Source organism: Nocardia sp. NPDC019219 (assembly GCF_040632645.1).
Classification (GTDB): domain Bacteria; phylum Actinomycetota; class Actinomycetes; order Mycobacteriales; family Mycobacteriaceae; genus Nocardia; species Nocardia sputorum.
This window is the reverse complement of sequence record NZ_JBEYCG010000013.1, coordinates 76,719-93,431: the sequence shown is the minus strand read 5'-3', so window position 1 is coordinate 93,431 and position 16,713 is coordinate 76,719. Positions and strand designations below refer to the sequence as shown.

General features: G+C 70.5%; 19 protein-coding genes. 11 read left to right on the top strand and 8 right to left on the bottom strand.

The features are described from left to right. Positions 1-143 precede the first annotated feature (143 nt). Positions 144-335, bottom strand: coding sequence for a hypothetical protein (locus ABZ552_RS23290; protein ID WP_281875845.1), 192 nt, complete (start codon positions 333-335; stop codon positions 144-146). Between the two features lie 61 nt (positions 336-396). Beyond that, positions 397-1,143, bottom strand: a complete 747-nt coding sequence (locus ABZ552_RS23285) for a GntR family transcriptional regulator (RefSeq protein ID WP_357439693.1) — start codon at positions 1,141-1,143, stop codon at positions 397-399. A 183-nt stretch (positions 1,144-1,326) separates the two neighbouring features. Here ABZ552_RS23285 and ABZ552_RS23280 point away from each other — a divergent pair, with 183 nt between their 5' ends. The 4 genes from ABZ552_RS23280 to ABZ552_RS23265 are packed head-to-tail and all read left to right on the top strand — an operon-like array spanning position 1,327 to position 4,022. Beyond that, positions 1,327-1,719 (top strand): hypothetical protein, encoded by a 393-nt coding sequence (locus ABZ552_RS23280; RefSeq protein ID WP_281875849.1) that lies wholly within the window; start codon positions 1,327-1,329, stop codon positions 1,717-1,719. A 35-nt stretch (positions 1,720-1,754) separates the two neighbouring features. After that, complete coding sequence (locus ABZ552_RS23275) at positions 1,755-2,417, top strand: hypothetical protein (RefSeq protein ID WP_357439690.1); 663 nt, start codon at positions 1,755-1,757, stop codon at positions 2,415-2,417. After that, on the top strand, positions 2,414-3,139 hold the full coding sequence (locus ABZ552_RS23270) for an ESX secretion-associated protein EspG (RefSeq protein WP_281875851.1): 726 nt from the start codon (positions 2,414-2,416) through the stop codon (positions 3,137-3,139). Before ABZ552_RS23275 ends, ABZ552_RS23270 begins: the two co-directional genes overlap by 4 nt. Positions 3,140-3,173: 34 nt before the next feature. Continuing rightward, complete coding sequence (locus ABZ552_RS23265; RefSeq protein ID WP_281875854.1) at positions 3,174-4,022, top strand: polyphosphate kinase 2 family protein; 849 nt, start codon at positions 3,174-3,176, stop codon at positions 4,020-4,022. 26 nt (positions 4,023-4,048) lie between these two features. Here ABZ552_RS23265 and ABZ552_RS23260 read toward each other — a convergent pair whose 3' ends face one another. Continuing rightward, positions 4,049-4,912, bottom strand: coding sequence for an LLM class flavin-dependent oxidoreductase (locus ABZ552_RS23260; protein ID WP_281875855.1), 864 nt, complete (start codon positions 4,910-4,912; stop codon positions 4,049-4,051). A gap of 189 nt (positions 4,913-5,101) precedes the next feature. Then, positions 5,102-6,439, bottom strand: coding sequence for a carboxylesterase family protein (locus tag ABZ552_RS23255; RefSeq protein ID WP_357439685.1), 1,338 nt, complete (start codon positions 6,437-6,439; stop codon positions 5,102-5,104). Between the two features lie 94 nt (positions 6,440-6,533). Between ABZ552_RS23255 and ABZ552_RS23250 the strand changes: the two genes are divergently transcribed. The 3 genes from ABZ552_RS23250 to ABZ552_RS23240 all read left to right on the top strand — a co-directional run bounded on the left by ABZ552_RS23250 (position 6,534) and on the right by ABZ552_RS23240 (position 8,626). Then, positions 6,534-7,175 carry a TetR/AcrR family transcriptional regulator gene (locus ABZ552_RS23250; protein WP_281916457.1) on the top strand — a complete coding sequence of 214 codons (642 nt, stop codon included), beginning with the start codon at positions 6,534-6,536 and terminating at the stop codon, positions 7,173-7,175. A gap of 108 nt (positions 7,176-7,283) precedes the next feature. Continuing rightward, positions 7,284-8,063 (top strand): thioredoxin domain-containing protein, encoded by a 780-nt coding sequence (locus ABZ552_RS23245; protein ID WP_281916456.1) that lies wholly within the window; start codon positions 7,284-7,286, stop codon positions 8,061-8,063. Beyond that, on the top strand, positions 8,060-8,626 hold the full coding sequence (locus ABZ552_RS23240; protein WP_281916455.1) for a vitamin K epoxide reductase family protein: 567 nt from the start codon (positions 8,060-8,062) through the stop codon (positions 8,624-8,626). Before ABZ552_RS23245 ends, ABZ552_RS23240 begins: the two co-directional genes overlap by 4 nt. Positions 8,627-8,632: 6 nt before the next feature. Here ABZ552_RS23240 and ABZ552_RS23235 read toward each other — a convergent pair whose 3' ends face one another. After that, complete coding sequence (locus ABZ552_RS23235) at positions 8,633-9,754, bottom strand: trypsin-like peptidase domain-containing protein (protein ID WP_281916454.1); 1,122 nt, start codon at positions 9,752-9,754, stop codon at positions 8,633-8,635. Positions 9,755-9,914: 160 nt separating this feature from the next. Between ABZ552_RS23235 and ABZ552_RS23230 the strand changes: the two genes are divergently transcribed. Beyond that, the gene (locus ABZ552_RS23230) at positions 9,915-10,967 is read left to right on the top strand and encodes an NAD(P)-dependent alcohol dehydrogenase (RefSeq protein ID WP_281875866.1); all 1,053 of its coding nucleotides are present in this window, start codon (positions 9,915-9,917) and stop codon (positions 10,965-10,967) included. A gap of 72 nt (positions 10,968-11,039) precedes the next feature. Continuing rightward, the gene (locus ABZ552_RS23225) at positions 11,040-12,230 is read left to right on the top strand and encodes an AI-2E family transporter (protein WP_281916453.1); all 1,191 of its coding nucleotides are present in this window, start codon (positions 11,040-11,042) and stop codon (positions 12,228-12,230) included. 14 nt (positions 12,231-12,244) lie between these two features. On the opposite strand, the gene ABZ552_RS23220 is transcribed toward ABZ552_RS23225, so the two are convergent. Then, positions 12,245-13,537: a hypothetical protein gene (locus tag ABZ552_RS23220; RefSeq protein WP_281916452.1), complete on the bottom strand. Its 1,293-nt coding sequence runs from the start codon at positions 13,535-13,537 to the stop codon at positions 12,245-12,247. 122 nt (positions 13,538-13,659) lie between these two features. Between ABZ552_RS23220 and ABZ552_RS23215 the strand changes: the two genes are divergently transcribed. Both ABZ552_RS23215 and ABZ552_RS23210 read left to right on the top strand, forming a co-directional pair. Then, the gene (locus ABZ552_RS23215) at positions 13,660-14,226 is read left to right on the top strand and encodes a TetR/AcrR family transcriptional regulator (protein ID WP_281916451.1); all 567 of its coding nucleotides are present in this window, start codon (positions 13,660-13,662) and stop codon (positions 14,224-14,226) included. 113 nt (positions 14,227-14,339) lie between these two features. Continuing rightward, complete coding sequence (locus ABZ552_RS23210; RefSeq protein ID WP_281875871.1) at positions 14,340-15,665, top strand: tetratricopeptide repeat protein; 1,326 nt, start codon at positions 14,340-14,342, stop codon at positions 15,663-15,665. Here the strand turns inward: ABZ552_RS23210 and ABZ552_RS23205 are convergent. Both ABZ552_RS23205 and ABZ552_RS23200 read right to left on the bottom strand, forming a co-directional pair. After that, entirely contained in the window at positions 15,655-16,221 is a 567-nt protein-coding gene (locus ABZ552_RS23205) for a TetR/AcrR family transcriptional regulator (RefSeq protein WP_281916450.1), read from the bottom strand. The two genes, ABZ552_RS23210 and ABZ552_RS23205, sit on opposite strands and share 11 nt — an antisense overlap. Beyond that, positions 16,221-16,643 (bottom strand): VOC family protein, encoded by a 423-nt coding sequence (locus ABZ552_RS23200; RefSeq protein ID WP_357439678.1) that lies wholly within the window; start codon positions 16,641-16,643, stop codon positions 16,221-16,223. Before ABZ552_RS23200 ends, ABZ552_RS23205 begins: the two co-directional genes overlap by 1 nt. Positions 16,644-16,713 lie beyond the last annotated feature (70 nt).

Genomic DNA, 16,713 nt, shown 5'->3' with positions numbered 1-16,713 from the left:
CGGTCGCCGGTGACGGCCCGGATCGGCGACTCGCGCTCGTCCACGGTGCGGGCAGGCGGATGCTGGGCTCGGACCGGCACATCGCCGCCGCGAGGATCATCGAGGTCGGGCACGGGGTTGCCCTGCGCGGACGGCCGTGCGCGTCAGGACGGCCGCGGGCCGGAGCCGAGATCGACCATGCGGTGCAGGATGGCGGGAGCCAGGGCCAATTCGAATTCGGTTCCGCTGCTTTCGAAGACGAACGCGAGGTAGTCGCCGCGAGGTACCGGGGCCAGGCGGACCGAGCACTGCTCCCCCACGATCACCCAGCCGCCGACGGTCAATTGATCGGACATCGCCCCTCCCACCCTTCGACACTTCCGCCAAGTGGACTATGCCAGTTGCGGCGAACGGGTGTCAACGGCGGAAATCGGCCGCTGAGCTGGTGAAATACTCCCGATACAGGGTGGACTGGCCGGGTGGGTGGACGCTTTCGCGGTACTCCAGCGCGACACCGTCGGTGTCTCGGCCGATGCGGTGCACGACCAGCACCGGCGCCGGGGGCGCGAGCGCGAGATGGCGGCATTCGTCCTCGGTGGCCAGCCGGGCGCCGACACTCTCGCGCACGATCGCGGCAACGCGCCCGAGCACGGCTTCCAGATACCGAGAGACGTCCCCGGGCACCGGCTCTGGTTCGGCCAACAGTGTGGCGGCCGAGGCGAATTCGCCGGGATACCAGCAGGTGATCAGTCGCGCGGCTCCGGAATGGTCGTCGGTCACCAGCTTCCGGACGATCACCGCGCTGGAGGCGGGGAGGCCGAGCGCGTCGGTGACCTCCCGCGGTCCTTCCACCACCTCCGCACGCAGCACGCGCACCGAGTAATCCCCGGGCGAAGACGACTCGTATCGGGGCGTGCTCTCCCGCACCAGCGCGGATCGTTCGGCCACATAGGTGCCCGACCCACGGCGAGACCTGACGATTCCTTGCTGGCGCAGCGAATTCAGCGCCTTGGCGGCGGTGGGCCGCGCCACCTTCCAGCGCGCGGCGAGTTCGCGCTCGGACGGCACCTCGGCGCCCGCGGCCAGCTCGCCGCGCTCGATCAGCTCCCGCAGATGCCCCGCGATCTGCAGGTATTTCGGGACCACGCCCTCGATTCCGGTCACCGGTCGCCTTTCCCCTGCGGACACCGCCCCTCGGACCGCTGGTCAGTGTAACAACGACGGAGCCGGGCGCCGGGGGACGCGCACAAGCCCGGACCCGACGGGGTCCGCGGCGCTGTACCGGCCGGTAAAGTGCGAGTCCAGTACAGCGCGGTACGAACAGGACCGAGCCGAAGGGGGTTCCACATGGCGGTGCCCGATACCGGACAGGGGACGGCGCGAGAGCTGTACGCGGCGGCCATCGGCGCGAGCGGGGGCGAGCGGTTCGAGCTGGACACCGCGGTCGCGGAGAACCTCGCCGCCGCGTGCGATCAACTGGTCGACGATCTACGCCGCGCGATGGCCGACGAACACCTGGTCACCGACGTGACCGGTTTCCCCGACCTGCCCACCGGACACGGCCTCACCCGCGGGTTCGCCGCGAAAGGACGCCAGTACCTGGACACCCTGACCGCGTTCCAGGAAACGGCGCTGCTGTTCAAGGCCGCCTATCTCGCCGCGGCCAACCGGCTCGCCGACGCGGAGGCGGCGAACCAGGCCGCGCTGCGGTTGATCGCCGACTACTTGGAGCCCCGGTGAGCCCGCGGGCCGGAACCGACTGAGGGGGACGACCGATGGCAGACTCCGCGGCACGCGCCGCCGCCGACGGCATCCGGCAGGAGCTGGCCGGATTCACCAGCGGCGCAGCCGATCCCGCCTACGCGCCGGACCGCGAGCTGTTCGGCGCCTACACCCATCAGCAGATCTGGGACCTGGTGCACGAAGCGCTCGACCCGGCGGCGCTCGGCCGGGTCGCCGCGGCGTGGCAGGCGAACGCCACCGCGGTGGCCGAAGCGTTCCAGGCGTTCTCCGACGCCACCAACCGGGAGTTCGCGCGCTGGTCCGGCCGGACGGCCGACGCGGCCGTGGGCGCGACCAGGCAGTTCGTCCGCGCGGGCGAGGAGGCGCACGACGTGCGCCGGGCGGTCGCCCGGCTGATGGAGTTGAATAGCGATGCCGCGCAAACGGTCCGGGGCGCGATCGTGCCACCACAGCGGTATCGCCCGCTGGCCGACCCGGCCGCCGAAGCGGTTTACGGTGGAAAACGTAGGATGGAACACGACAGTGCGGCGGCAGACATCGAGGCGGATGTCCGGGACACGATGACGTACGTCTACACCCCGACGATGCCCGCCACCGGCGATCACGTTCCCCAATTCCCCCGGCCCCGTGCGGGTTCGGTGACCGAGGACGCACCCGGCGATCCGGATTCCGTCCGCGGAGGCGGCGCACGGTGAAATGGGTGCTGACCCCGGACGAATTCACGCATGTCTGGACGAACGAAACGAGCCTGGACCGCAGGCCCTACCCGGTCAACATGGTCCCCTCGGCCACGGCGCGGACCGAGTCGGAACACCTGGCCCTCCGCCTGCCGCAGCGCTTCGCCCGCCAAGCCGACCCAGACCTGGCCGCCGCGTTGATGCTCTGCGCGCGCAACGACGCGACCACCATCACCGTCTCCGGCGAACGCACGCCGCTCGCCCGCAACGGAACCGGCGCGGCGGCCGAACAGATCCTCGCCTTCGCCGCGGTCGTGCACAACCACGCGGGCATCCTGGTCGCCACGCCCGACCGGGTGACCGTGCAGATGTGCCATGCCCGCGCCGTGGGCGAACGCCTGGTACAGGTCATCGGGTCGGCGCGGCCGGGCAAGCTGGCCCCGATGCGGGAGCCGCAAGACGCCGTGCTCAGTCCGGACCGCACCGAGCCGTTCGTCACCAATGGTCATCGCGGGGCGGCGAAATTCCGCCAAACGTTGCGCAAGCCCGTGGACGGGCGCGGCTTCATCACCGTCACGGTGCAGCCCGAGAACCCGATGTCCCCGCCCACCCGGCACCGCACCTGGCTGGACTTCACCGGCGACGGCCGCTATCTGCTCACCACCGCGCACGATCTCATCCTCACCCCGGTCTCGGACGAGGAGTTCGCCGCCCAGCTGCTGCGGCTCGCGCAAGTCTGACCGGGCGCCAGGGCCGCGTGGGTAGTTTGGGACCATGCCCGAACAGTGGACGACGTGCGCTACCGAAGCCATGAAAGCCGATGGCCTGCGAGTAGCGGAACTGGACACCTCCGGGACACCCGGGTTCTCCGGCGGCAAGAAAGCCGGACTCGAGCTGCTGGCCGACCGCAGCCAAGTGCTGTCGGATCTGCAGGAGAAGCTGTACGCCAACGGCAGGTCGGGCGGCGACAAGCGCAACGTGCTGCTGATCCTGCAGGGCATGGACACCGCGGGCAAGGGCGGCATCGTCCGGCACGTCATCGGTTCCGTCGACCCGCAGGGTGTCGACCATGCCGCCTTCGGTGTGCCGACGCAGGAAGAGCGGCGCCATCACTATCTGTGGCGCATCCGCAAGGCGCTGCCGCGCGCGGGTCAGCTCGGAGTGTTCGATCGCTCGCACTACGAGGATGTGCTCGTGGTGCGCGTGCACAACCTGGTGCCGCCCACGGTGTGGGAGCCGCGCTACGACGAGATCAACGCGTTCGAGCGCGAATTGGTGGACGAGGGCACCACGCTGGTGAAGGTGGCCATGTTCGTCTCGCTCGACGAACAGAAGAAACGGCTCGCCGAGCGACTGGAACGCAGGGACAAGTTCTGGAAGTTCAACCCGGCCGACATCGATGAGCGCGCGTACTGGCCCGCCTACCAGGAGGCGTACCAGGCGATGCTGGACCGCACGTCCACCGCGCACGCGCCCTGGTACGTCGTGCCCGCCGACCGCAAGTGGTTCTCCCGGCTCGCGGTCACCGAACTGCTGATCGCGGCCCTCGAGGGGCTGGATCTCGACTGGCCAGGGCCGACGTTCGACGTCGAGGCGCAGAAACGGCGCCTGGCCCGAGCCTAGGGCGTCGCGTCTTCGCGCGGTCGGCCTCAGGGGACCAGGGGCCGGACTTCCTCGGCGACGAACCGGAGGAAAGCGGCGGCATCCGGATCGTCGGCGGTGGTCTGGAGCACGACGGTGTCGGCGCCCGCTTCGGCCAGCGCGGTCACGGCTTCGGCGATCGCGTGCGCGTCACCCGCCACGCCCGCGTTCGGCGCGTGCGCGGGGGTGCGTTCGGCGGCCAGGCGCGCTTCGGCGTCCGGGCCGGTGACCGCCAGCAGGTTCGCCACCACCTGGTGGCGGTCGGTGCGGCCGGCCGCGGCACGTCCCTCATCGATCAGCGTGCGCGCCGCACGGACGCCGTCGGCGTCGGTGATCGAATCCAGCAAGGTGCCGTCGGCCTGTTCTCCCGACAGCCGGATCGAGCGCGGTCCGCGCGCGCCCGCGTATACCTTCGGCGGCGTGGCGGGCGGCCAGTCCAGCGCGACGGCGTCGAGCCGCACGTAGCGGCCCGAGACGGTGACCCGCTCGCCGGCCAGGAGCGCGCGCAACGCGGCCACATGCTCGCTCAGCAACGTCACCGGCGACGCGACGCGTGCGCCGACTTGCGCCATCCAGCTCTGCACGCCGTGGCCCACACCGAGGAGGAACCGGTCCGGGAAAAGCCGGTGCAGCGTCGCCGCCTCCATCGCGGTGAGCGCGACGTTGCGCAGCGGCACCGGCAGCAACCCGACTCCGACGCGCACCCGTTCGGTCCAGGCGAGCGCGGCCGCCGCGCTGGCGATCCCGCTCTCCAGGAAGCAGTCCTCCCACAGCCACAGCTCCTCCAGCCCCGTCTCCTCGGCCACGCGAGCCGCCTCGCGCAGCAGTTCGGGCGGATTTTGCGGACGGAACACAGCACCGAGAACAGTCATCCCACTATTCCTACCGGCTGCGGACCGCTCGAGTGCGGATGTCCGGCAAGCGCGGCGGCATGTGCGGTCGGTCGGTTCGCGACGTAGATTGCGAACGATTCGGTGACCTCATCTGAGGTGCGGAATCGATGCCGACCCGACCGGTGTGATCCGCATGGCGTTGCCGGGTTCACTGAAGCGCATACCTGCTCAGGGCAGTTGCCGCGCGAGACGCGAGCCCGGCCGGTGTGGTGTCCAGCCGGTGTCGGCGATCCGTCCGGTGTGTACGAATTCGCCCCAGTGGCTACGGGTTCGGCGGCCGAGCGCGTCGATCTCGCCCGCCGTGAGGGGCGCGAGCATCGGAGCGGCTTGCCAGGTCTCGCCGTCGGCGAACAGCAGCGGTAGATCGATGCAGTGGCAGGCGCCGTACGGATTCGCCGGATGGAGCTGTCCCACCCGGTAGCAGTACACGCGCGCCCCGGCATCGGCCAATTCGTCGGCGAAGCGGAACAGCCCGTCCTCGAACGCCCTCCGGCCGATCAATCGCTGGACCGCCACGTCGAGCCGGGCGCCCGTCACCGGCAGTCGACGTAGCCTGCCGAAGATCGGATGCGGGCCGCCGTAGAACGCCCGCGCCTCCTCGGCCGCGCAACCGAGCAGCACCGGCAGTCCGATGGCCCTGTCCCGCAACACTTGCCGCCAAGCGGGCTCGGCGGGCAGTGCGCCGGCATCGGCCACGGGCGAGAAGGGCGGTGCGGGGTTCAGCGCGGCGGGCCCAGCGATCCGGCGGGCCGTACGCGCCTGCGCGGCAAGCAGTTCGGCCACCGGTGCGGTGCGCGGATCGGCGCCGAGTTCGGCGAGGAACATCGCCCCCACCCGCTCGGCCTGCCGGTGACTCCGGAACCCGACGCCGAAAGGCGCGCTCTGCACGATCGCCTGGGCGAACAAGCTCCTGGCCGCCGTCATGCCGAGCAGCGCGACGACCGACTGCGCGCCGGCGGACTGTCCGGCAAGGGTGACGCGCTCCGGATCGCCACCGAACTCGGCGATGTGCTCTCGCACCCAGCGCAGCGCCGCGATCTGGTCGTCCACGCCGCGATTCCCGGCCGAGACGCCCGGTGCCCGGAGGTACCCCAGCACACCGAGCCGGTAGCTCACCGACACCACCACGATGCCGGTCTCGCGCACGAGCCGGTCCGCGTCGTACAGGTTCCATTGGCCGCTGCCCGCGAGATAGGCGCCCCCGTGCAGCCAGATCAGCACCGGACAACTCCGCGGTTCGGCGCCTGCGGGGGCCGTGACGGTGACCGCCAGGCAGTCCTCCGACTGCGGCAGCGCCTCCGCCCGGCCCATCACACCCTCGAGTCGTCCCGGCAACTGCGGTGCGATGGCGTACCGGCGCGTCGCGTCGTACACCCCGTCCGGCGGCTCGACCTGCTCCGGTGCGCCGAACCGCTCGGCCCGGGCGTACGGGATGCCGCGGAACACCGCGACTCCGGCGCGGGCCTCGCCGCGCCAGCGCCCGGAGGCCGCCATGACGCGATCCATGCCACTCTCGCTTTCTATCGCAAGTCGACTTGCGATATCTCCACGCTAAGGTCAGGCCCGGCAGAAACGCAAGAGAACTTGCGATAATCGCCGCATGGCTGATTCCCTCGGACAGATCCGCGGCGCACGCCTACGGAAAGCCGTCCTCGACGCGACCCTGGCCCGCATCGAGTCGGCCGGTATCGGCGCCGTGCGGATCGCCGACATCGCCGCGGCCGCGGGCGTCCACGAGACCTCGATCTATCGCCGGTGGAAGACGCTGCCTCGCTTGCTTCTGGAGGCCCTGCTGTCCCGGGTGGCCGAAGAGATCCCGCTGCCGGACACCGGATCGCTGCGCGGCGATCTGGAGCGGTTCATGACCGATCTCATCCGTTTCGCGCGGACGCCTTCGGGCCGGGCCTTGATCCGCGGCAGCGTGATCGCCGAGGCCGATCCGGAAGTGGAGGCGATCCGGCGCGAATTCTGGGTGCGGCGGCTGTCGGCGTCGGAAGAGATCGTCCGGCGGGCCATCGCCCGCGGCGACGTCGCGGCGACGGTGGATCCCCGGCTGACCGTGCTGACGCTGGGCGGCCTGGTCCATCTGCACGTCACGCAACTTGGCGGCGAGCTGCCGCCCGGGCTGGCCCGCGACGCCGTCGATCTGATCCTCACCGGCATCACCCGTGCCGAACCTGCCGGGCGAGACTCGGCCGGTGTCACCGGCAGCGGGACGGATGTTTCGGAATCTCTCAGGTAGGCCGACCATGATGGCCGCTGTGGGCCGATCGCCGGGCAAGGTGGCCGGCGGATCTACGATCGAGGCGGCAGGAACCGTCCGGCGAGCGAAAGGCGTGGTGAGCGCACGGTGAGCAAAAACCAGGGTGGGAAGTCGAACCCGCTGCTGGCGGCGGAACGCGCCGACCGCAACCGCAAGATCTTGATCCAGGTGGCCGTCGCCGCCGTGCTCGTCGCGCTGATCGCGGCGATCGGCATCGGCATCGCGGTGAAGAAGGCCCGCAACGACGATCCCGGCCCCACCCCGGCCATCACGGCGACCGGCACCGCGAACGCGGGCGGCGTGCCCGGTTCGCTCACCGACAACGGCGCGGTCCGGATCGGCAAGCCGGACGCGAAGGTCACCGTGCGCGTCGTCGCCGACCTGCAGTGCCCCGCCTGCAAAGCCTTCGAGGCGGCCAACGGTCAGGTGCTCGAGGACGCCGTGGCCAACGGCACCGCGGTCGTCGAATACAACATCATCGCCTTCCTGGACAAGGCCTCCACCACGCGGTACTCCACGCGCGCGGCCAACGCCGCCTACTGCGTCGCCGAGGCCGACCCGTCGAAGTACCAGGCGTGGCTGAAGACGATGTTCGCGCAGCAGCCGCCGGAGGGCGGCGCGGGTCTGCCCGACGACCAGCTGGTGCAGATCGCCAAGAGCGCCGGATACACCGACGACGCGGTCGCCCAGTGCATCACCGACCACAAGTTCGACAAGTACATCCAGGCCCGCACCAAGGACGTGCTGGAAAGCGGTATCCAGTCGACGCCCTCGGTGTTCGTGAACGGCAAGAAGGTCGAGTCCAGCCAGGAGATCTTCGGCACCGGCGGACTCGCACCCGCGATCAACGCCGCCGCGGGCCGATGATCACCGCGGGACCCCGGGCCGCCTGGGTCCTGTTGATCGGCGGGCTGGCCGGTTGGCTGGCCGCGGTGGCGCTGACCGTGGAACGGTTCAAGCTGTTCACCGATCCGGGCTACACGCCGTCGTGCAGCATCAACCCGATCCTGTCCTGCGGATCGGTGATGGTGACCGACCAGGCCGCGGTCTTCGGCTTTCCGAACCCGCTGATGGGCATCGTCGGGTTCTCGGTCGTCGTGACGCTCGGCGTGCTGTCGGTGGCGGCGGTCGGTTTCCCGCGCTGGGTCTGGGGCGGACTGTGGCTGGGCACGCTGCTCGGGGTCGGCTTCATCGGCTGGCTGATCTTCCAGAGCCTGTACCGGATCAACGCGCTGTGCCCGTACTGCATGGTTGTCTGGGCGATCATCACACCGCTGCTCGCGGTGAGCACCGATCAGCTGTGGGGCGGCTCGCGTGGCCCGCTGGGCGTGCTCGCCGAGTGGCGGTGGACGATCGTCGCGCTGTTCTTCGCGGTCGTGCTGCTGCTGGTGTTCCTGCGCTTCCAGGACTACTGGCTGTCGCTGGTGTGATCCGGCTCAGTTCGGCGGGCCCGCGACCAGCGCCACCGGCACCGTGCGCGCGCCGCCCGCGCCGGTGACGCCCAATCGGACGGTGTCGTTGGGTTTGCGCCTGTTCAGTGCGGCGCGCAGGGCCTGGGCGCTGGTGACCGTGCGGTCGTCGACGGAGGTGATGACGTCCCCCGCGGCCAGACCGGCGGTATAGGCGGGCATGCCGTAGATCGCCACGTCCACCCGGGCCCCCGTCCCGGTCGGCAGCGCGTTGGAGATGAGCACGCCGAGGGTGGCCGTGGGGCCGATGTGCACGGTGTCGGTGGGCGTGCCCGAGCGGATCTGCTCGACCACCCGCATCGCGGCGTCGATGGGCACCGCGTAGCCGTTCGCGGGATGGTCGGCCGGGCGCGCCCCGTCGCCCGAGGCCGCCGCGATGACACCGACCACGGAGGCGTTCCGATCGACGAGGGCTCCGCCGGACTGTCCCGGCGTGACCGCCGCCGCGACTTCCAGCATCCCGCTGAGCGCTTTGCGGGACAGATCGGCGGCGTTGACCGCCACGATCGCGCTGTCCAAGTCGGTGAGGGGGCCGTGCACCGCGGTCGGCGTTCCGCCGGTCCCCCCCGCGTTGCCGATCGCCACGACCTCCTCCCGCAGCCGCAACCCGGCCGAACTGCCGATATGCGCGACCGGCAGCCCGGTGGCGGCCAAGTCGAGCAGCGCGATATCGGCCTCGGCGTCGTAGCCGAGTACCACCGCGTCGTAGACCTTGCCGTCGCCCACGTCGGTGACCGTCACGGTGTCCGCGCCCTTGACCACGTGATGGCTGGTGAGCACCTCCCCGTCGGCGGTCAGGACGATACCCGATCCCGCGGCACCTGGTCCGGACCGCTCGGCCGAGGCGTTGATGTTGACCAGCGCGGGCCGCACCGCCGCGGTGACCATTGCGGGGTCCAGCGGCGCGGGCGGAGCGAACGCGACCGAGGCCGCGGTCCCGGCGGGGCCGTGCGGGGCGGGATCCGGCAAATCGGCGCGATATCCGAGAAAAGCCGCGACCGCGAGCACGAGGGTGAGGACCGACACGAACACCCTGCCACCGCGCGGCGTGCGCCGCGCCCCGGTCCATTGCTGCCGTTGTTCGTCCATGGCTCTCCCGCCTCGGCCGAAACCGCTCACCGATTCCATTGTCGCCGGAGACGCCGCCGAAGATCATCGAACGCCGGACCGCGCCGGAAAAAGGCCCTCGACCGCGCCTTTCTCGTGTCACAGTTGGCAACCGCACCCATGCGACGGTAGGCATGTCCTCATGAGCACTGCCGCCGCCTACGCCCTGTCCACCTCCGACGGCTCGTTCGAGAAGGTCACGATCCAACGCAGGGACCTGGGTCCGCACGACGTGCTGATCGACATCAAGTTCGCGGGCATCTGTCACTCCGACATCCACACCGCCCGCGACGAGTGGGGCCGGACCCGCTACCCCTGCGTGCCGGGGCACGAGATCGCGGGCGTGGTCGCCGCGGTCGGATCCGCGGTCACCAGGCATCGGGTCGGCGACCGCGTCGGCGTCGGCTGCATGGTCGATTCCTGCGGGGTCTGCGCGCCGTGCCTGGCCGACGAGGAGCAGTACTGCGCCGCGGGCGCGACCATGACCTACAACACCGCGGTCGACCCGGCGGTGCAGCCCGGCGGGCACACCCTCGGCGGGTACTCCACGCAGATCGTGGTGACCGAGAACTTCGTGGTCGCCATCCCGGAGGGAATCGGCTTGGACGTGGCCGCGCCGCTGCTGTGCGCGGGCGTCACGGTGTACTCGCCGCTGCGGCACTGGGGCGCCGGACCGGGCAAGAAGGTCGCGATCATCGGCATGGGTGGGCTCGGCCACGTCGGGGTGAAGCTCGCGGCCGCCATGGGCGCCGAGGTCACCGTGCTGAGCCACTCGCTGAGCAAGCAGGACGACGGCAAACTCTTCGGCGCCAGCGGTTACTACGCGACCAGCGACAAGCAGACCTTCCGCGAGCTGCGCGGGCGGTTCGACCTGATTCTCAACACCGTCTCGGCGGACCTGCCCGTGGACGACTACGTGCGCCTGCTGAACCTGGACGGCACCCTGGTGATCCTGGGTCTTCCCGAGAACCCGGTGAGCGTCAAGCCGTTCAATCTCGCGGGGTACCGCCGTTCGCTGGCGGGCTCGATGATCGGCGGCATCGCCCAGACCCAGGAGATGCTGAACTTCTGCGCCGAGCACGGCATCGGCGCCGAGATCGAGCTGATCGCCGCCGACGAGATCGACGGCGCCTACGACCGGGTGGTGGCCAGCGACGTGCGCTACCGGTTCGTCATCGACGTCTCCACCATGTGAGCCTGCTCGCCGCACCGGCGCGGCCCGCGTCGTCCGGCCGCGAACCGGTCACGGCGTGGGTACCTTGGCGGTGTGCCTGTGCAGGACGACGACGAGACGCCACCCGCCAACGGCGCCCGGGACATGCCGCCGTGGCTGCCGCGCGCGTTCCTGCTGGCCGCGGCGACGATCACCGGGTTGCTGGCGGCGTTCTGGGTGCTGGAGCGGCTGCAGGGCCTGCTGACGGTGCTGCTGGTCTCGCTGTTCCTCGCCTTCGCGATCGAGCCCGCGGTGAACTGGCTGGCGCGGCGCGGTATGCGGCGCGGTCCCGCGACCGGATTGGTGTTCCTCGGCTTGACGGCCCTCGTGGTCGCTTTTCTCTGGACGCTGGGCGCGCTGCTGGTCGAGCAGGTCACCACCTTGGTGAAGCACGCCCCCGAATACGCCGATCGGGGCGTTGAGTGGATCAACCACACCTTTCACCAGGATCTGTCGAGCACGGACATCCAGAAGTACGCCACCGACTGGAGTTCGACCCTGGAGGGCTACCTCACCGGGTTGGCGGGCAACGTCTGGGGCATCGGCACCGCCGCGATCGGGGCGCTCTTCCAGGGGCTGGGCATCCTGCTGTTCACCTACTACTTCGCCGCCGACGGCCCCCGGATCCGCACCGCCGTCTGCTCGCTGCTGCCGCCGCGGCGCCAGCGGCATGTGTTGCGCGCCTGGGACATCGCGGTGGAGAAGACCGGCGGCTACATTTTCTCGCGGGGCCTGCTCGCGCTGATCTCGACGCTGGCGCACTACGTGACATTGCGGATACTGGACGTGCCGTCCGCGTTCGCCCTCGCGCTGTGGGTCGGCGTGGTCTCCCAGTTCATCCCCACGGTCGGCACCTATCTCGCCGGTGCGCTGCCGGTGATCGTCGGGCTGGTGCACGGGCCGAGCACCGCGCTGTGGATTCTCGGATTCATCGTGCTCTACCAGCAATTCGAGAACTACGTGCTGCAACCGCGCATCACCGCGACCACCTTGGACATGCACGCGGCCGTCGCTTTCGGCGCGGTGCTGGCGGGCGCGGCGCTGCTCGGCGCGACCGGCGCACTGCTCGCCATCCCGGTCACCGCGACGGTGCAGGCGTTCGCCGGCGCCTACATCCGCCGCTACGACGTGGAGGCCGACGTGGAGGCCGACATCGATCGCGGGGGTGCGCCCAAACGCCGCCGGAAGTTCGCCAGGCAGTTGACGCTTCGACTGGCCGGGCGGCGCCGCCCGCCCGCGGAGTGAGCCCGGGCGCGTAGTCAGGCGGCGCGAACCGCGGCCAACGTCCGCGTCAGCGCCTGGCCCACCTCCCCCATCTGGGCCCGGCTGTGGCGCGCGGTGTCGTACTCCACCTGAATGGTCATCCGGTCGCCGACAGTGAACACGGTCAGCTTCGGCGGCATGCCCGCCGCCATGGCGAAGACGTCGTTGCGGACGATCCGCAAACCTGGCGGGGTCGAAAGTGCTGGCAGGCGACCGATATTCGAGATGGCGAAGGTATTCGGCGACGAGAACAGCGCGGCCGTCGCCGGATCGGGGACCCGCTGGGCGGCGAGCATGATCAGCAGCGCCTCTCGGCGCTCGATCGAGGCGCGCATGCCCGAAGCCACCGCGTGCGCCAGCGCGATCGGGTCGGCTTCCGATTCGACCAGCGCGAACGTGCCGACTCCCGAGACGCAGTTGAGGACGGTGCTCGCGGGGAGCGGCGGCACGAGGTCCGCGCGGACGTCGACCGCGTGACCGCAGATCATCGGCAGCGCTCCGGCCGACGACTCCAGTCGCGCGCGGAAGGCGGCGAGCGCCGCCCCGGTGATCAGGCTGTTCACCGAGACACCGTGGACGCGCGCGGCGGCGACCACCGCGGCGGTTTCGGTGTCGTCCAGTTCGACACGGTCCAGGGTCAACCGGTTCCGCTGCGCGCCGTCGCCGTGTTCGGGTAGGTGCCGCGGCGCGAGATCGGGGCTCATCATGGCCGCGCCCGCGCGCATCAGGTCGAGTAGCCCCGCGACATCCGCGTCGGAGACGATGCGCGCCAGCCTGGTGTCCATCGCCTCGGGCAGCCGCTGATCCGGATCGGCCGCCGGCGCGGGTGCGCCCGTCACCTGTGCGGTGTAGCGCTCCCACAGCTCGGTGAGCAGCGCGAAAGCGGATCTGCCATCGGCGATGCCATGGTGGATGGCCAGCACGATCCGATCGCGGTCGCCGTCGCGCAGGAGATGCGCGTGGAACAACCCGTCGGTCCAGTCCTGCGGAGTGTTCACCAATTCCAGGTAATCGGGCTCGCCGCCCTCGGCGATCGTCAAGCGCGGCCGATAGGAATCGTCGCGCCGGAAGCGTTTCACACCCTCGGCGTCGACCACCTGGTTGCTGCGCAGAAGAGGATGTGCGGCCGCGAGTTCGGCGAGTACGCGGCGCAGCGCGGACACGTCGAGGCCGCCTCGCACCGTCGAACCGACGAACAGCGGCATGCCACCCACCGGCACGCTGCCAATTCTGGTGCCGGAGCCGAAGTAGCTGTTTTCGAATGGGGACAGGGGGCGCTGAGCGGTCATCATCTCGTTCCTTCTCGTACCGGCGACGAACCCAACATACGCACGTTTCAAACGCTTGTCGCATACGCGTGTTTGAAACGTACGTAAGAAACAGGCGTATGGCCACTTGCTAAGGTGCTCGAGTGGGAACCCGCGAAGACCTTCTCGCCGCGGCCAAGCAGTGCTTGGCCGAGCTCGGCTACGCACGCACGACCGTGCGCGAGATAGTCGCCGCCTCCGGCAGCAACCTGGCCGCGATCAACTACCACTTCGGCACCCGGGACAAACTGCTCAACCAGGCGATGATCGAATCGAGCGCGGAGGCGGTGCAGCGGATCGCCGCCGCCTTGCCCCAGGACGGCCTCGATACGCCCGCGACACGCCTGGAAGTCTTCTGGCGCGAGCTAATCGCGTCGTTCACCGAAGACCGGCCGCTCTGGTCGGCGAATATCGAAGGCATCGCGCAGGCGCTGCACTCCCCCGAGGTACGCGCGGAGCTGGCGACCGCACAGGAACGCGCGCGCGAGCAGATCTGGCAGCTGTTCGGCCCGACCCGCGGTGCGGACGCCGACCGCGCCGTCGGCGCGGTGCTGCACGCGCTGATCGGCGGTCTCATGGCTCAGTGGTTGGTCGATCCCGAACACGCGCCGTCGCCCGACGACCTGATCGCCGGATTGCGCGCGCTCGCAAACGAGATCAGCGCGGACTGAACCGTCCCGCGCCCGGCGTATCCCACGCCATGGGTAGCCAGGGATCGCGCGCCGATGTAGAACTTCTCGGAAAGGATTCGCACCGACTCGGTGCCGAAGGCTGGATGGGAACAATGCTGAAGCGGCCGCCGGACCTGGCCTTCGATCTCGGCAAGATGCACCGCAGGCGCAACGATGTGGCGGCCGCGCGCGAGGCGTTCCAGATCGCCATCGCCTCCGGCCATCCGAACTGGGCGCCGCTGGCCGCCGCGGAGCTGGGCGGACTGCTCAGCGCGGCGGGCGACAAGCCCGCCGCGGAAGGCGCGTACCACGTCGCGGTCGATTCCGGCCACGAAGACGCGGCGCCGCGCGCGGCCTACAACCTCGGCCTGCTGCTGGCCGAACGCGGCGATACCGCGGCGGCCGAAGCGATGTACGAACGCGCCGCCGAATCCGGCCATCCCGACGCCGCGCCGCGGGCCTGGATCAATCTCGGTTACTCACGCGCCAAGCGCGGGGACGCGGACGCGGCGCGCACGGCCTACCGGCACGCGATAGAGGCGGGTCCCGGCGACATCGCCCGGCTCGCGCTGTCCAACCTGGCGTACCTCCTGCGCACCGAGGACGACCTGGACGGCGTGAAAGCCGCCTACCGCACGGTCATCGACGGCTGGCCCGCCGATCAGTCGCTCATCGTCGCGGGTGACCTGGTCCAGCATCTGAGCGAGGCGGGAGATCTCGCGGGGGCCAGGGAGATCAGCCGGTCGCTGGCCGAATCGGACGATCCCGCGGTCGCCGCACGCGCCAGCTTCGACGTCGGAGTGTTCAGCGAGCGGCTCGGTGAGCCGGACGTGGCGCTGGCGGCCTTCCAGCGTGCGCTCGACTCGACGGACGCCGAAGCGCGAGTTCGCGCGGCGGCCGCGCTCGCGCCGATCTATCACGAACGCGCCGCGACCGTGCTGCGCGAGACGGACTGGGCGGCGCTGGCGCACGCCGACGGACCGGCGGTCGATGCTCCGGCCATGCTCGCCGACCTGATCGGGACGGCCGTCGAGGACCAGGTGCGCGGCATCGTCTTCCTCTTCTCCGCCGTCCTGCACCAGGGATCGATCTACTCCGTCACCGCGCCCGCCGCCGAGGTCGTGCTCGGCGCCCTGCTGCACGAGCGCACCGACGTGGCCTATGCCCGCGCCTGGGTGCGCGAGCCGCAACCGCTGCGCTTGGAGCTGCTCAACTGGCTGCACGAGGTGATGGCCACCGCGGCATGGCAATCCGCCGCCGAAGACGACGCCGAGCTCACCACGGCCGACCGCGCCGCCGCCGCGGCCTGCTTGGCGCTGCTGCCGCGTGTGCGTGCCGCGACATCGGCCGCACTGGCCATGGCCGAGGCCGAGGCGGTGGCCAACGCCGCCACCGAAGTGCTCGCGACGCTCAGCGCGCTGCCCGCCGTCAGCGGGTGATCGCGCTGAGCACCGCCGCGACCGACTGCTCGGCGAGTTCGTCGGTCAGCGGCAGGTGCCCGAACAACGCTCGGTAGTAGATCGGCGCGGCGACCGCGTCCAGCACGAAATCCAGATCGATGCCGGGGTCCACTTCGCCGCGCGCGACGGCCGCTCGCAGCGCTGTCGCCGTGGTCCGCCGCCGCGGTTCGAAGACGGTGCTCAGGAAGTGGGCACGCAACCGCTCGTCCCCCGCCAAGTCGGCGACCAGCGCGGGCAGTACCCGGTGCAGCGAGGTGTCGCGCAGTGCGGCGACGAGATCGCGCATCGCACGGGTCAGGTCGGCGCGCAGGTCGCCGGTGTCCTGGGTGGGGTGCAGGCCCAGCAGTCCGGCGACCACGTCGACCACCAGATGCCGCTTCGAAGGCCATCTGCGGTAGATCGCGGGACGGTGCAGACCCGCCTTGGCCGCGACCTGGCCGATGGACAGATCCGCGTATCCGACCTCGTCGAGCAGTTCCCGCGCGGCAGCGAGCACCGCGGCGTCGATGCGGTCGTCGCGGGTTCGTCCCCCCATCAGAAGACCGGCCGCGGCATCAGCACGACGCGCCAGCCATCCGGATCGGGAAAGGTCAAGCCGCCGTTGGCCGCCCAGAACGGATTCTCGGCTGGCACCGGTTCGACGCCGAACTCGCCGAGCCGCTGCGCCACGGCGTACATGTCCGTCTCGCCCGCGAAGTAGAGCACCAGCAGGTTCTCCGCGCTGGGCGCGTCGCCGGGGCTGCCGTGCACGTGGGTGGTGAATTCCAAGTGGTAGGCGGCTCCGGGCAAGCCGAGCATCACCCCGTCGTAGCCGGCGTGGTCACGGAATCGGTAGAGCTCGCGCAGGCCGAGCCCGTCGACATAGAACCGCACCACCTCGTCGAGCCGGTCGGTCGGGCGGGCGATCCGGACCTGCGCGACGCGCAGCGATTCCGGCCAGCTGTTGTCGGTGTCCACACCCGAAACAATACAGTACGTACTGTACTGAAATGAGGTCGGAATATGGCGAGGGCCGCCTCGTCCAGTC